The organism is Paraburkholderia sp. USG1 (assembly GCF_031570135.1).
Taxonomy (GTDB): domain Bacteria; phylum Pseudomonadota; class Gammaproteobacteria; order Burkholderiales; family Burkholderiaceae; genus Paraburkholderia; species Paraburkholderia dioscoreae.
Genome location: NZ_JAMWXW010000012.1, coordinates 82,780 through 98,874, shown reverse-complemented (window position 1 = coordinate 98,874; position 16,095 = coordinate 82,780). Strand labels below are relative to the sequence as shown.

The following is a 16,095-nucleotide window of genomic DNA, read 5'->3' as shown; positions in this document are numbered from 1 at the left end:
TGACTATCTAACAAACGTTAGGTAGATTTTCACACGCAAAACGGCAACCGTGCAATCAGAAAAATAAGCAGAACAATTCAAAACCGGCACCGGGACGGTCGGGAGCCAGCGGAACGAACGGACGCAAGCGGGCGCAAACGCATCCGCAGCATGAGCCGGGTCGCCGCTGCGCCCGATCCGCTTGTCGGCCGTGCCGATCGATCCGCGCTGGATCTATCCGTGAAGTCAGACGCAGGAGACACCGCATGAGCTCCACCGATACGCTGAGCACGCTGCTTGCCGAACCGCTTTTACCCTGGCCTGAACAATGGCGGGTCGCCGAACAGGCCGCTTTGCTCGCGCAAGCGCGCGAGATCGAGCGCGTCGGTGGCCCCGACGCCTACTGGGAGTGGGTGGCGAAGAAATTCCGCTGGATGCGCCCGTGGGACAGCGTGCGCGACGGCAACTTCCCCGAGTTCAAATACTTCGCCGGCGGCATGCTCAACGTGTGCGACAACTGCGTCGATCGCTACGCGGAAGATCCGTATTACGCGTCGCGGCCGGCAATCACGTGGGAAGGCGAGCCGGGCGATTGCGCCACGCTCAGCTATGCGCAACTGCGCACCGCCACCGCACGCTTTGCGAACGGGCTACGCTCGCTCGGCGTCGGTCAGGGCGACGTCGTCGCGATCTATCTGCCGAACATGCTGGAGTCTTTTGTTGCGATTCAGGCATGCAACCGGATCGGCGCTATTTATACGGTGCTGTTCGCGGGTTTTTCGGCCGACGCCGCCGCGCTAAGACTGCAAACCTCGCGAGCCAAAGTCCTGGTGACGGCGGACGCCAGCTATCGGCGCGGCAAGCAGGTGCCGTTACTCGAAAACGCCCGCAAAGCGCGACGCTCGGCACCGAAGCTGGAGCACATCGTCGTGATCGATCGCACCGGGGCGGCGCCCGCGTTGCATGACGGCGAGACCGGCTACAAGGAACTGGTCGACGCGCAGTCCGACGATTGCCCGTGCGTGCCGCTCGAAGCCAACGCGCCGGCATTTCTGATTTTCACGAGCGGCACCGAATCGAAGCCCAAGGGTGTGGTGCATAGCGTCGTGGGATTTCTGCTTGGCACGTGGGCCAATGTGCAATGGCAGGTCGGCCCGGCAAAAGACGATGTCTACTGGTGCGCGGCCGATGTCGGCTGGTTGACGTTTCCGATTCAGGCCGTGATCGGCGGACTCGCACACGGCGCGAGTCTGGTGTGCTACGAAGGCGCACTCGATACGCCGGGCAAAGACCGCTTCTACCAGATCGCCAACCGGCATCACGTCACCAAGATCCTGATCGCGCCGACCGCGCTGCGTATGCTGCGCGCGCTCGGCGACGAGGTGGCGAAGGCCAACCGGATCGATGGCTTGCGGATGATTACGACGCAAGGGGAACCGCTCGATCCGGAAACGTATCACTGGACATCGGACACGCTCGGCGATCAGTTGCCGATCGTCAATGCGTACGGACAGACCGAGACCGGTTCGACCTGGACCTATCCCGTCTACGGCGTCGAGCCGCTGAAAGCGGGTTCATGCGGCACGCCGGTGCCGGGACACGCGTACCGCGTGCTGCTCGAAGACGGATCGATTGCACCGGTCGGCACCAAAGGCGCGCTGGTCCTGACGGCGCCCTTCCCCACGCTCGCCCGCACGGTGTGGGACGACCATCAACGCTATCTGAATACGTATTTCGGCCGTTATCCTGGCGTGTACAACACGTCCGACGAGGCCGTGGTCGATAGCACCGGGCAGTTGTGGGTGCTCGGACGCGGCGACGATGTCATCAACGTTGCCGCGCATCGGCTGAGTACGATGGAGATCGAATCGGTCGTGGCGTCGCAGCCGGGGATTGCGGATGCGACCGTGGTCGGCGTGAGCGACGCGGTCAAGGGCACGGTGCCCGTGGCGTTCGTGACACTGGTGGCCGGGGCGCCGGTCGAGGCGACTGTCGGCCAGATTTGCGCGGCGGTGAGCGACGCGATCGGGACTATCGCGCGTCTGGAGCACGTGTTCATCTGCAAGGCGCTGCCCAAGACACGCGCCGGCAAAACCGTGCGGCGGCTATTGAGAGAAATTGTCGAGACCGGCGAGGCCAAAAGCGATCTGACGGGAATCGAGGATCTGGAGGTGGTGGGGAATCTGATCCGCGAGGTGGCGGCGAGAAAAAGGCCGTAGCGTTTGAGCAACGGCGCTTCGGCCGGTTTTGCGTTCGACGGCATGGCATCCACCATGCCGCCACCAAAGGCCACCGCCTTATCGCGCTTTGGCCGCCCCGCTCCAGTTCAAACCAAAGCTCGACTGCAGCGCCGGCACCCACTTCGCGCAGGCGCGAAAACCGAGCAGCGCGCCGCCCACGGCAAACAGAACCGGAATCAGAAAATCCTGGCTCATGCGGGTGAATTCAAACATCAGCACCACGGCCGTAATCGGCATCTGCATCGAGGCAGCGAGAAACGCGGTTGCGCCGACCACCGCGAACGCACCCAGCGACGCCCCCGGCCACACCATGCTCCACAACCCGCCGAGCACGATCGCCAGTAATGCGCCGTTCGCGAGCCCCGGCGTGAGCAGGCCGCCCTCGGCGCCCGCCCGCAGACTGCTCGCGGTAATCACCACCTTCAGCACCAGCAGCATCGCGGCGAGACTCAGGGTCAGGCCACCGTTGAATGCCAGTCCCGCAGGCCCTTTGCCATTGCCGAGCAACTGCGGGAAATGCATCGCCAGTACGCCGATCATCGCGAAGTTCAGCAGCGACAACACCGGCAGGCGCCAGTTTTTCGGGGCAGCCGCGCGCGAGCGCTTCATCAGCTCCGCGAAGCTCCACGCCGCCGCGCCCAGAATCGGGCCGCACACCACGGACCAGACCACGAGCGATGAACTCAGCACCATTGAAGGCACGAGGTATTGATGCTCGTTGCCCAGTCCCAGCTGCGCGACCCGCGCCGCCACCGACGAGGTCACGATGGCCGGCACCAGGGCGGGCCAGCCGAAAGTACCCAGCAGGACTTCGAGCACGAACACCGCGCCGCCGAGCGGCACGTTATAGACCGCGGCCAGACCGGCGCCCGCGCCGCACGCCACCATGATCCGGCTCTGCGCGACCGACAGACCCGCGCGGCGCGACAGCCAGCCGGCGAGCGCCGAGCCGACTTCGCGCGGCGCGACTTCACGGCCGAGCGGCGAGCCCAGCGCGACGGTGACGATCTGCAGCAATGCATGGATCGTCGTGCTCAGCACAGGCATCTGCGGATCGTCGGACTTGACGGCCTGACGAATACTCACGAGCGGCCGGCCAAACCGGTACAGCGCCCACCAGCCGAGCCCCGCCACCAAACCGCAGATCGTCAGCACGACGAGGCGGCGCTCGGGCGCGGCGCCGCTCACGCCTTGCAGAAAACTCTCGGCGCTGATCACGTGCGTCACGCTGTAGCCGTAGGCGAGATGCTGGATGCCGTGCAGCAGCAACGCGAGCAGCATGCCGCCCAAACCGGCGCCAAGGCCCGTAAGCAGCGTGACGGCGGCCACGACGACAAACGAACTCCGCTCGCGGCGTACTGGCACGGAAGTGATTGATTTGACTGACATGGCGCGTCGGCTGCAATGAAATGAACGGGATGCCAAGCATCTTATTCCGCGATGCAGCATGAATCCAATTGATTTTTCAGCTCGACTGATTCATACACTGCATATATAAGCCGAAAGGCAGGTGCCATAGGGCTTCCCGGCCGTGCCCACCGGATCAGGCGCTCACGTTTCGGCCCGCGCCAGCTCGTTCGATCCAACAAGGCATTCAAGCTAAAGCGCCACCAAAGACGGCTCGCGCCCGCGCGAACAGCGCGGACGCCACCACGCTTACCTAGCGAACCGATACAAAGAAGATCGACACTACGCACACGATGCCGACGAACCACACCAGCGACCGCAGCGGCGCCACGTTCGCCACATACAGCACGCCGTGCAGCACCCGGGTAACGACGAAGATGATGGACAGCCAGTTGATCCACGGGCTCGATCCGCCCGCCTGCCCGGCCACGACGATCGCAGCGGTAAACATTGCCAGCGCCTCCCACGCGTTCTGATGCGCCGCATGCGCTCGCGCGCGCCAGCCTTCGAGCCCGGCAAGATAAGCGCGCGGCGTGCGGTTGTCATAGCGCTTGCTGACCTTCGCCAGCATCGTCCACGGAAACGGCAACAGCACCACGATGACCAGGCATAAATGCGGAATTGTCATTGATCAGTCTCCCTTGTATGCGCGGCGCGAATGCCGCGAGCCGCTGTTATACCCGCCGGTCCGCGCCGCCGCCAACCGGAATCCCGCGAGCACCACCTCTATCGCGCGTGAATTACCTTGAAGTCAGACTGACGGATTACCGTGCAATGGCACTTGAAATAGATTACAAATAACAAACTGCATTGCACACACTATTAATACAATAATTACATTTACCAAACATAATGCATGCACCGTCATTTCGCATGAAACTTGCTCCAGGGATTAATACGGATAAACGTGCGTTCATTCATGCAAGCGTTTAACAGTCGGCGTACACTCGCCCCGGAGCCTTTGCCACAGGGGGTGCGGGGCTGCGGAGCCGCCCGTAGTTGAACACGGGTGATTGGAGACTCAGGAGAACAATCAATGAGCTGGACACGGGAACAGAGAAACGTCACGATCGCCGCCTATCTGGGCTGGACACTCGACGCATTCGATTTCTTTCTAATGGTGTTCGTATTGAAAGATATCGCGGCGGAGTTCAATACGAAAATCCCGGAGGTCGCCTTCGGCATTATGCTGACCTTGATGATGCGTCCGGTCGGCGCATTGATTTTCGGCTGGCTCGCCGACAGGTACGGCCGCCGTCCCACGCTGATGGTCAACATCGCGTGTTTCTCGCTGCTGGAATTGCTCTCCGGCTTTTCGCCTAACCTGGCCACCCTGCTCGTGCTGCGCGCGCTGTTCGGCATCGCGATGGGCGGCGAATGGGGCGTGGGCGGCGCACTGACCATGGAAACCGTGCCGCCCAAATCGCGCGGCATCGTCTCGGGTCTGCTGCAAGCCGGCTATCCGAGCGGCTATCTGCTCGCCTCGGTCGTGTTCGGCGTGTTCTATCAGTACATCGGCTGGCGCGGCATGTTCTTTGTCGGCGTACTGCCGGCGCTGCTCGTGCTATACGTGCGGGCGCATGTGCCGGAATCGCCCGCCTTCAAGACGCTCGAAAAGAAAGCGCGCCCGGGTCTCGTGGCCACGCTCCGGCAGAACGTCAAGCTGTCGCTGTACGCGATCATTCTGATGACCGCGTTCAACTTCTTCTCGCACGGCTCACAGGATCTGTATCCGACCTTCCTGCGCGTGCAGCATCAGTTCGACGCGCATACGGTGTCGTGGATCACCATCACGCTGAACGTCGGCGCGATTTGCGGCGGCCTGTTCTTCGGTTCGTTGTCCGAGAAGATCGGCCGCAAGCGCGCGATCTTCATCGCGGCGTTGATCGCGTTGCCGGTGCTGCCCTTGTGGGCCTTCTCGACCACCCCGCTGCTGCTCGCGCTCGGCGCCTTCCTGATGCAGATCTCCGTGCAAGGTGCGTGGGGCGTGATTCCGGTGCACCTGAACGAAATCTCGCCCGATGAAATTCGCGCGACGTTCCCCGGCCTCGTGTACCAGCTCGGCAATCTGATCGCGTCGGTCAACGGCCCACTGCAAGCGAGCGCCGCTGAAGCGCACGGCAACAACTACGCGCTCATCATGGCGGTGGTAATTGGCGTCGTGGCCGTGGTGATCGCCGCGCTGATTCCGTTCAGCCGCGAGCGCCGCGGCATCGACATGACGCAGTCGGCGAAGCAGGTTGCGGCACAGCTTTAAGCGTTTGAACCAAACAGCTATTTTGCCGGCGCGTTATCGGGCACAATAAGCGGCAAAGGCGGCTCGAACCGCCGCGACGCAAAGCACGCGTCAGCAAACAGAAGCTGGGCCAAACAGAGTAGCAAAGCCATACGAGGCCGTTCCGATTTCCATCGGAACGGCCTTTTTTATTTCCGCGCGGTTTGACGCGCCGCGTGCAGGGAAAGCTCGACCTTCGTCAGGTCTTCTAGAGGAGTTAGTCGACACAGACCCTTGATCGCACGCACCATTCCTTCTTATCCTGAAAAAAACGGCCGTTTCAAATCGATATTTGAATCGCTTGTTTGCGGGCCGCATGCCCGGCAACTGGGAGACGCAACATGGCAGTTCGCACAACAGGCCGGCATGCCGGCGATACGAAGTCCCGCATCCTCGACGCCGCCGAAACGCTGTTCATCGAATGCGGCTATGAGGCCATGTCGCTGCGCCAGATTACTTCGCGTGCCGAAGTAAATCTGGCGGCAGTGAACTACCACTTCGGCAGCAAGGAATCGCTGATTCACTCGATGCTGTCGCGCCGCCTCGATCGTCTCAATCAGGAGCGGCTCAAGCTGCTCGATCGCTTCGACGCGATGCTCGGCGAGCGTCTGACCTGCGAGCATGTGCTCGGCGCGATGTTCATTCCGGCGCTGCGCCTGTCGCGCGATCCACGCGTGGGCGGCAAGGCATTCCTGCGGTTGCTGGGGCGCGCTTATACCGACCCGTCGTCGTTCATTCGCGACTTTCTCAACGGGCACTACGCTTCGGTAGCGGTGCGTTTTTTCGATGCGTTCCAGCGCGCGTTGCCGCATTTGCCGCGTGAGGAGCTCGGCTGGCGGCTTCACTTCGCGATCGGCGCGCTCTCAGGCGTGCTGGCCGGTACCGATACGGACAGCCTGATTTCCGAGTTCTCGCAGGGCAAGTCGATGAACGACCTGCAGCTCATAGCACGCCTTGCCTCGCTGATGGTGGCCGCGCTCAAGGCGCCGCTGCCCAACGGCTCGCAACTGGCCGCATTCGCCGCGGTACTGGGCGACGCTACCGAAGGAGGCTCGGAATGCCCGATCGAGGGCAGCGCGCAAGGCGCGGAAAACACGACGCGGGCGTCAGGCGAATCGGCGTCGGCATCGGCATCGGCGGGGGTATCCGAAGGCGAACGCCGTGGCGACAATATGGAGGCAGGCGCGTTTCAGCACGCGTTGCACGGCACGGCTTAGCAAACAGGCGCTGCGGGCGGCGCCGTCATGAGCCGTCCGCACGAGGAACAGGCAGCGCACTGGCGCGCCGGCAATAACATTCCCGCCGCGTCACGCCGGCAAGCCGCACAACGTTAAGCATGCCGCAGCATCGCACGAGGCATCGACCGGCAATCTCTACACCGTCGGCGAGGCATCAGACAGGCAACAAGTACCCGGTACAAACCCAGCAAAAAAGGCAGCCGAACATCATGAACGCCGCATACCTGAGCAGCACGTCTAAGTCCCGCACCTAAGCGACGCCGCGCTGTCGAACTGCAGACACGACGCGCAAAACGAAGCAGGCGCGAGGGGAAGCAAACGCAGGCAACACGCAAACGCGTGGAAAAGCACCACAGCCGCCGGGCAGAAAATCAATAGAACGCGCACCGTCCGCGCCCCGTGGACGCGTTCGCACGCACCATCGAAACAGGAGGAAACGTCATGCCGTGGTTCATCCCAGTGCTCGTCATAGCCGCTCTCGCGCTCGTCTACGTTCAGGCACGCGCCGTATGGTGGCTTGCCTTCATGATCGTCTGGGTGGCAGCCGCGCATGTCAGCGGCGCGACGGGCCCGGTGGCCACCTCGCTGCTCGCTGTCGTATTCGTCCTCCCTGCCCTCGTGCTCGCGCTCAAGCCGCTGCGCCGCGCGTGGCTCGCCAAGCCCGTGCTCGATATCTTCCGCAAGATCCTGCCGGAGATGTCGCCGACCGAGCGCGACGCGATCGAAGCCGGCACGGTCTGGTGGGACGCCGAACTATTCTCGGGCCGCCCGCACTGGGACAAGCTGCTCGGCTACGGCCCCGCCACGCTGACGGCGGAAGAACAGTCGTTCCTCGACGTCGAATGCGAGCAGCTCTGCGATCTCGCGAACGACTGGGAGACCACCATGATCTGGCAGGATCTGTCGCCGCAAACCTGGCAGTACATCAAGGAGCGCGGCTTTCTCGGCATGATCATTCCGAAGCAGTACGGCGGCAAGCAGTTCTCCGCGTATGCGCATTCGCAGGTCATCATGAAGCTCGCCACGCGCTGCTCGGCCGCCGCCGTTTCGGTGATGGTGCCGAACTCCCTCGGCCCCGCCGAACTGCTGATGCACTACGGCACCGACGCGCAGAAAAACCACTATCTGCCGCGCCTCGCACGCGGCGAGGAAATTCCCTGCTTCGCCTTGACGAGCCCGTACGCCGGTTCCGATGCGGCGGCGATTCCGGACGTCGGCATCATATGCAAAGGCACGTTCGAAGGCCGCGAGACGCTGGGTTTTCGCGTCACGTGGGACAAGCGCTACATCACGCTCGGACCGATCGCGACCGTGCTCGGCCTCGCGTTCCGCGCGCTCGATCCCGACCACCTGCTCGGCATGAGCGACGAACCCGGCATTACCTGTGCGCTGATTCCGACCGACCATCCGGGCGTGAACATCGGCCGCCGTCACTGGCCGCTCAACGCGGTGTTCCAGAACGGTCCGAACTCGGGCAAGGACGTGTTCATTCCGCTCGACTGGGTGATCGGCGGCCGCGCGCAGGTCGGCAACGGCTGGCGCATGCTGATGGAATGCCTGGCAGCGGGCCGGGCGATTTCGCTGCCCTCGTCGAATGTGGGGATGGCGAAAATCGCCGTGCGCGGCACCGGCGCTTACGCCGCGATTCGCCGCCAGTTCCGCACCGCCGTCGGCAAGTTCGAAGGCGTGCAGGAAGCGCTCGGCCGCATGGGCGGCAACCTGTATGTGATGGACGCCGCGCGCCGCCTGTCGGCGCACGCGGTGGACCTCGGCGAAAAACCCTCGGTGATTTCGGCGATCGCCAAATATCACATCACGGAGCGTGCCCGCATGGTCATTAACGACGGCATGGATATCGCCGCCGGCAAGGGCATCTGCATGGGACCGTCGAACTTTCTCGCGCGCGCCTATCAGCAGGTGCCGATCGCGATCACTGTGGAAGGCGCGAACATTCTCACGCGCTGCCTGATCATTTTCGGCCAGGGTGCGATCCGCTGTCATCCGTATGTGCTGAAGGAAATGGCCGCCACGCGCGAAACGGATCGCGCGAAGGCGCTGCGCGATTTCGACGCAGCGTTCTTCGGCCATGTCAGCTTCACGCTGTCCAACGTGGTGCGCAGTTTCGTGTACGGCGTGACGGGTGGCGCGTTCATCGCCAAACCGCGCATGGCCTACGCGCCGCTGCATGCGTACTATCGCGCGGCGACCCGCCTTTCCACCGCATTCGCGCTGCTCGCCGATGTCTCGATGTTCGTGCTAGGCGGCGATCTGAAACGCCGCGAGCGCATCTCCGCGCGTCTGGGCGACGTGCTGTCGCAGCTCTACCTGATTTCGGCCACGCTCAAGCGCTTCGAGGACGAAGGCCGCCAGGAAGAAGACCTGCCGCTGGTTCGCTGGGGCGTCGAGGATTCGCTGTACAAGGCGCAACACGCGCTCGACGGTGTGCTTGCCAACTATCCGAACCGCGTCGCCGCCGGCCTCGTGCGCGTGCTCGCGTTTCCGTTCGGCCTGCCCCACCGCGAACCGTCCGACCGACTCGGCAGTGAAATCGCCGAACTGATGCAAACACCGGGTGCCGCGCGCAACCGTCTGGTGTCCGATTCGTACGTGCCGCATCCGGATGTCGACGCGCTCGGCTACGGCGAGCTGGTGTTCGAGCTGAACCCGCGCTTCACGCAGATCGACCAGAAGCTGCGCGACGCGGTCAAACAAGGTTTGCTCGAGCCGATGCCGCAGAGCCTGCCGCAACTGGCCGCATGGACCGACGCGGCGCAGAAAAAAGGCCTGATCGACGCCGACGAACGCCGCGTGCTCGACGATTACGCGCGTTATGGCGCACAAGTCGTGAAGGTGGATGACTTCCCCGCCGACTTCGACATGCTTGCCAACCTGCAAAAACGCAAGGAGACGCTGGAAAAGGCGCTGGAGCTCGCAGCCTGAGCTCGGCGCCGGCTTGTAAAAAAAACATCCGGGAAAGGCGCGCCGTGTGCGCCGAACTCGGTGCACACTGACACACGTTCGACGCCTCCAATCCCGCGAGGGACTTCATTCGGGCCGGGGGCTGCCTTCGAGGCGTGGCCAGCGGGAGCAATCAATAATATGAACGACTCTTATCTGAACTTCGTCAATTCGCCGTTCGGCGCGCGCCTTGCGCGCTCGCTCGGCCTGCCGAAGCCCGAGGTGCTGCGCCGCTATCGCGCCGACCAGCCGGAGTTCGGCGGCCTGATGGCGATCGGTGCGGGCCGCGAACCGCAGTTGCTCGACGCGCTCGCGAATCTCGTGGCCGGCATCGGCGTGACCAGCGTCGCGCATGAAGGCGCCGGGCTGTGGGTGCCGCTCGCCAATCGCCACGGTCTGATGACGGGGCGTTTCGAAGCGGCCGATTCCGGCTCCCAAGGCAAGCTCGCGGCCCTGCTGTTCGACGCGAGCGGGATCGAAGACAGCACCCAGCTCGAACCGCTGCACGGCTTCTTTCACGACACACTGCGCTCGCTCGGCAGGTGCGGGCGCACCATCGTGCTGGGACGGCCGCCGGAAAGCTGTGCGACGCCGCGGCAGTGGACCGCGCAGCGCGCGCTCGAAGGCTTCACGCGTTCGCTCGGCAAGGAAGCGCGGCGCGGCATCACCGCCAATCTGGTCTACGTGGAGCAAGGCGCCGAAGGTCGCGCTGAAGCGACGCTGCGTTTCTTTCTGTCGCCGCGCTCGGCTTATGTGTCGGGTCAGGTCGTGCGCATCGCCGCCGCCAGTGCCGGCGCGGAAACGACACCCACGTTCGACTGGCGGCAGCCGCTCGCGGGCCGGCGCGCGGTCGTGACCGGCGCCGCGCGCGGCATCGGCGCATCGATCGCGAGCGTGCTGGCGGCGGAAGGCGCGCACGTAATCGGCATCGACATCCCAACGGCCCGCGAGGCGCTCGACGCCACCATGCGTCAACTGAACGGCACCGCGCTCGCGTTCGACATCGCCGCGCCCGAAGCACCCGCGCAGATCGCCGCCGCGCTCGACGAACAGGGCGTGGATATCGTCGTGCACAACGCCGGCATCACGAAGGACAAGACCATCGTGAAGATGACCGAGGCCGCCTGGCAAAGCGTGATCGACATCAACCTGTCCGCGCAGGAGCGGATCGACGACGCCCTGCTCGCCGCCGGCATTCTGCGCGACGGCGGCCGGATCGTCGGCGTGTCGTCGATCAGCGGCATTGCCGGCAATCTCGGCCAGACCAATTACGCCACCTCGAAGGCCGGCGTGATCGGTCGCGTGCAAAGCATGGCGCCGCAGTTGCACGCGCGCGGCATCACGATCAACGCCGTCGCGCCCGGCTTCATCGAAACGCAGATGACCGCGAAGATTCCGCTCGCAATCCGCGAAGCCGGCCGCCGCATGAATTCGATGAGCCAGGGCGGCCAGCCGGTCGACGTCGCGCAGACTATTGCGTGGCTCGCGCATCCGGGATCGGCGGGCGTGAGCGGCCAGGTCGTGCGCGTGTGCGGACAAAGCCTGATTGGAGCGTGACCATGAGTGAGCCGGGGGATCCGTTCAGCGGCAGTCAGGCATCGAACACGGCGCGGCCGGACGCCGTGCGGCCCAGGACCGTCGTGATCGACACCTTGCCCGCGCCCGCGAAGCTCTACGCGCGCGCGTTGTCCGGCGTCGTCAAACGCGGGCGCGAGACACATCTGCCGCCGTTGCGTCTCGTGCGCCCCGCCGTTCCCCTTGAGCCAGCGCAGATCTGGCGTTACGCGCGCGTGTGCGGTTTCATTCCCGAGCACGGCGTGCCGCTCACGTATCCGCATCTGCTCGCCTTTCCCTTGCATCTGCTGATGCTGACCGACCCGGCGTTTCCGTGGCCGGCGCTCGGGCTCGTGCATCTGGCCAACCATGTGCGCCTGCGCCGGCCGCTCGCCTACAAGGACATGCTGCGCGTCGAGGTGGAATTCGGCGCGCTGCTGCGCCACGACAAAGGCCAGGCGTTCGTGCTGCATACCCGCATGTACCGGCGCGGCGAAGCAGTGTGGGACGGCGACAGCGTCTATCTGAAGCGCGGCGTGCAGGCGAGCGGTAGCGTGCTCGATCCGCTCGAACTCGGGCCCGAACCACTGCAACGCATCGCGCGCTGGCAACTGCCGTCGCAACTCGGCCGCGACTACGCGGGCGTGTCCGGCGACTACAACCCGATCCATCTGAGCGCGCTGTCCGCGAAGGCCTTCGGTTTTCCGCGCGCGATCGCGCATGGCATGTGGACGCTGGCGCGCGCCGCCTCCGCGCTGCAACCGCCGAAGCCGCTCGCGGAAGCCACGCTCAGCGCCGAATTCAAGCTGCCGATGCTGCTGCCCGGCGAGGCTTCACTGTGGGGTGCATCGCCTTCGCTGATCGAACGCGACATTGAAGTGCGCGACATTGGCGGACAGAAACCGCATTTGCGTGGGCGCATGCAATGGAGACTGCAATGACGCACGCGCATCGGGCGTCGAAGCGTGGAATTCGGGCCCGCTGAAACCGTTGTTGCATCAGGACCGTCGTTATCAGGCATCACCGCAATCGCAGCATGTGCAGCATTCGCACCATTCAATAAAACCAGGGAACGACCCGAAGGAGCCGAGCATGTCCAACCCGCCGCCAGCCGTACGCCGCGTCGCCATAGTCGGAGGCAACCGGATTCCGTTTGCCCGCTCGAACACCGCCTACGCGACCGCGTCGAATCAGGACATGCTGACCTTTACGCTGCAAGGCCTGATCGACCGCTATAACCTGCACGGCGAACGGCTGGGCGAAGTCGCGGCAGGCGCTGTCATCAAACATTCACGCGACTTCAATCTGACGCGCGAATCCGTGCTGTCCACCACGCTTGCCAAAGAGACGCCCGCCTACGACGTCCAGCAGGCCTGCGGCACCGGACTCGAAGCTGCCATCCTCGTCGCCAACAAGATTGCCCTGGGGCAGATCGAAGTGGGCATTGCGGGCGGCGTCGATACGACTTCCGATGCGCCGATCGGCGTCAACGAGCGGATGCGCAAGATCCTGCTCGAAGCGAATCGCGGCAGGAGCACCGGGCAACGCGTCGGCGCGCTGAGCAAACTGCGGCCCGGCATGTTTTTCAAGCCGCTGCTGCCGCGTAACGGCGAGCCGCGCACGGGCCTTTCGATGGGCGAGCATTGCGAGCTGATGGCGAAACGCTGGAACATCTCGCGCGAGGCGCAGGACGTACTCGCCTACGACAGCCACCGCAAGTTGACGGCGGCGTACGCGCGCGGCTTCGTCAACGATCTGATGACACCGTACCGGGGTCTTGCGCAAGACAACAATCTGCGCGCCGACCTCACGCTGGAAAAACTCGCGAGCCTGAAGCCGGTGTTCGATCGCGACGCCGGCACGCTGACCGCCGGCAATTCGACGCCGCTCACCGACGGCGCCTCCGCCGTGCTGCTCGCGAGCGAGGACTGGGCCGCGCGGCATGGACTGCCGGTGCTCGCGTATCTGAGCTGGTCCGAAACCGCCGCCGTCGATTTCTTCGACAGGAAAGAAGGCCTGCTGATGGCGCCCGCATACGCTGTGCCGCGCATGCTGGCGCGCGCCGGACTCACCTTGCAGGACTTCGATCTGTACGAAATTCACGAAGCGTTCGCCGCCCAGGTGTTGTGCACGCTCGCGGCGTGGCAGGATGACGAATATTGCCGCACGCAACTCGGTTTGCCGGGCGCGCTCGGGGCGATCGATCGGGCGAAACTGAACGTGAATGGCAGCTCGCTTGCCACGGGTCATCCATTCGCGGCGACGGGTGGACGCATCGTCGCCGGTCTCGCGAAAATGCTCGCGCAACTCGACAAACCGGCCGGCACCGCGCGCGGACTGATTTCGATCTGCGCGGCGGGCGGCCAGGGTGTGGTCGCGATTCTGGAGCGCTGAGCGGCGTGATGTTTTTCGCACTCGCTTCGCGGCGTGTTTTTGCTTCGCGCGCTGCCGCACTCGCGCGGAGTGCCTGGATGACTGACCGACCGCAGGATCAACACACAAACAGGTGAAGCTGCAGCTTCAGCCACTATCTTGCATGGGACCGGGACAAGCGCCAAAGCACCATAGCGCCAGCTCCGGTCGACCGCTTTGCATGGGAGACGATCATGACGCAGTCCACTCAAACCCCGCTTCCGCTAGCCGCCGATTCCGCACCGCAGTACGCCGCGAACCCCGCGCCTGCTTCCACGCAGACTCAGGCGCCGGCTCAGGCGCCCGTTCACGCGCCCAACACCGACGCCATCTGGTACGCGTCCTATCCGGCAGACGTGCCGCACGACATCGACGTCGCGCAGTACGAATCGGTCGTGCAGTTCTTCGACGAATGTATCGCCCGGTTCCGCGAGCGTGTGGCCTATGTGAGCGTGGGCGCGAACATGACCTACGGCGAGCTCGGCCGCAAGGCCAGCGCATTCGCCGCGTATCTGCAAAGCCTCGGCGTGAAGCCGGGCGAGCGCGTGGCGATCATGCTGCCGAACACGTTCCAGTATCCGGTGTCGCTGTTCGGCATACTGAAGGCCGGCGGCGTGGTGGTCAACGTGAATCCGCTCTATACGGTGCGCGAACTCGCGCATCAATTGAAGGACAGCGGCGCGCAAACCATCATCGTGTTCGAGAACTTCGCGAAGACGGTCGAAGACGCGCTGCCGGGGACCAAAGTGCAGAACGTTATCGTGACGGGTCTCGGCGATCTGCTTGCCGACGGCCTGAATCTGAAGGGACGTCTGCTCAATTTCATGCTACGGCACGTGAAAAAGATGGTGCCCGCGTACAACCTGCCCAACGCCGTGCCGCTGCTCGAAGCGCTTTCAATCGGCTACTCGCGGCCGTTGACACCCGTGCGCCCCACGCATGCGGACATAGCGTTCCTCCAGTACACGGGCGGCACGACCGGCGTCGCCAAGGGCGCGATGCTCACGCACAAGAACATCATTGCCAATCTGCTGCAGGCGAAAGCGTGGTCCGAAGGGCAACTGACCGGCGACGTCGAAACGGTGCTCACGCCGCTGCCGCTCTACCACATCTATTCGTTGACCGTGAACGCGCTGATCTTCATGGGGCTCGGCGGCCGCAACATTCTGATCGCCAATCCGCGCGACATGAAGCGCGTGATGATGATCATCCGTCACGAAAAATTCACCGGCATGACCGCCGTGAATACGCTCTACAACGCGTTCCTCGAAAACGAGGAGTTCTGCAAGCGCGACTTCTCGGATCTCAAGCTCGCGATGGCCGGCGGCATGGCCACGCAGAAGTCGGTGGCCGAGCGTTTCAAGGCGGTGACCGGCAAACCGATCATCGAAGGATATGGGCTGACCGAATGCTCGCCGATCGTCTCGATGAATCCGGTCGATCTGAACAACATGCGCGACTTCGAAGGGTCGATCGGTTTGCCCGCGCCGTCCACTCACGTGCGCTTCCGGAAAGACGACGGCAGTTGGGCGAACATCGGCGAGGCGGGCGAATTGTGCGTGAAGGGGCCGCAGGTGATGAAGGGCTACTGGAATCGCCCGGAGGAAACCGCCAAGGTGATCGACGACGACGGCTGGCTCGCCACCGGCGACATCGGCGTGATGGATTCGCGCGGCTTTATCCGCCTGATCGACCGTAAGAAGGACATGATCCTGGTGTCGGGCTTCAACGTCTATCCGAACGAAGTCGAAGACGTGATCGCAACGCATCCGGACGTGCGGGAAGTGGCGGCCATCGGCGTGCCTGATGCCGCGCAGGGCGAACGGGTGAAGGTGTTCATCGTCCGGCGCAATCCTTCGCTGACGGCGGAACAGGTGATCGCCCATTGCCGCAAGAACCTGACAGGTTACAAGGTGCCGAAGCTCGTCGAGTTCCGCGACGAGCTGCCGCAAACCAACGTAGGTAAAATTCTGCGCCGCGCACTGCGAGACGAGGAACTCGCGAAGCAAAAGCCTGCCTGACAGAGGTTGCG

At 63.9% G+C, this 16,095-nt stretch carries 10 protein-coding genes; 8 read left to right on the top strand and 2 right to left on the bottom strand.

The genetic code is table 11. The features are described 5' to 3' along the window. Window positions 1–245: 245 nt before the first annotated feature. Window positions 246–2,198: an AMP-binding protein gene (locus NE850_RS17490; RefSeq protein WP_310698997.1), complete on the top strand. Its 1,953-nt coding sequence runs from the start codon at window positions 246–248 to the stop codon at window positions 2,196–2,198. Window positions 2,199–2,276: 78 nt separating this feature from the next. On the opposite strand, the gene NE850_RS17485 is transcribed toward NE850_RS17490, so the two are convergent. Together NE850_RS17485 and NE850_RS17480 are read right to left on the bottom strand one after the other, a co-directional pair. Next, entirely contained in the window at window positions 2,277–3,608 is a 1,332-nt protein-coding gene (locus NE850_RS17485) for a chloride channel protein (RefSeq protein WP_310698996.1), read from the bottom strand. 271 nt (window positions 3,609–3,879) lie between these two features. After that, window positions 3,880–4,254 carry an MAPEG family protein gene (locus tag NE850_RS17480; protein ID WP_310698995.1) on the bottom strand — a complete coding sequence of 125 codons (375 nt, stop codon included), beginning with the start codon at window positions 4,252–4,254 and terminating at the stop codon, window positions 3,880–3,882. A 408-nt stretch (window positions 4,255–4,662) separates the two neighbouring features. Between NE850_RS17480 and NE850_RS17475 the strand changes: the two genes are divergently transcribed. The 7 genes from NE850_RS17475 (at window position 4,663) to NE850_RS17445 (ending at window position 16,084) form a co-directional block, all read left to right on the top strand. After that, a complete protein-coding gene (locus NE850_RS17475) occupies window positions 4,663–5,883 on the top strand; it encodes an MFS transporter (RefSeq protein ID WP_007182245.1) in 1,221 nt (406 codons plus the stop codon). Window positions 5,884–6,242: 359 nt separating this feature from the next. Continuing rightward, window positions 6,243–7,118, top strand: a complete 876-nt coding sequence (locus NE850_RS17470; protein WP_165185687.1) for a TetR/AcrR family transcriptional regulator — start codon at window positions 6,243–6,245, stop codon at window positions 7,116–7,118. A 462-nt stretch (window positions 7,119–7,580) separates the two neighbouring features. Beyond that, complete coding sequence (locus NE850_RS17465; RefSeq protein WP_165185684.1) at window positions 7,581–10,079, top strand: acyl-CoA dehydrogenase; 2,499 nt, start codon at window positions 7,581–7,583, stop codon at window positions 10,077–10,079. Between the two features lie 159 nt (window positions 10,080–10,238). Continuing rightward, window positions 10,239–11,654: a 3-oxoacyl-ACP reductase gene (locus NE850_RS17460; protein WP_007182249.1), complete on the top strand. Its 1,416-nt coding sequence runs from the start codon at window positions 10,239–10,241 to the stop codon at window positions 11,652–11,654. A 2-nt stretch (window positions 11,655–11,656) separates the two neighbouring features. Beyond that, window positions 11,657–12,592, top strand: coding sequence for a MaoC/PaaZ C-terminal domain-containing protein (locus NE850_RS17455; RefSeq protein ID WP_310698993.1), 936 nt, complete (start codon window positions 11,657–11,659; stop codon window positions 12,590–12,592). Between the two features lie 151 nt (window positions 12,593–12,743). After that, window positions 12,744–14,045, top strand: a complete 1,302-nt coding sequence (locus NE850_RS17450; protein WP_007182251.1) for an acetyl-CoA C-acetyltransferase — start codon at window positions 12,744–12,746, stop codon at window positions 14,043–14,045. Window positions 14,046–14,257: 212 nt separating this feature from the next. Further along, complete coding sequence (locus NE850_RS17445; RefSeq protein WP_007182252.1) at window positions 14,258–16,084, top strand: AMP-binding protein; 1,827 nt, start codon at window positions 14,258–14,260, stop codon at window positions 16,082–16,084. The last annotated feature ends 11 nt before the right edge of the window (window positions 16,085–16,095 follow it).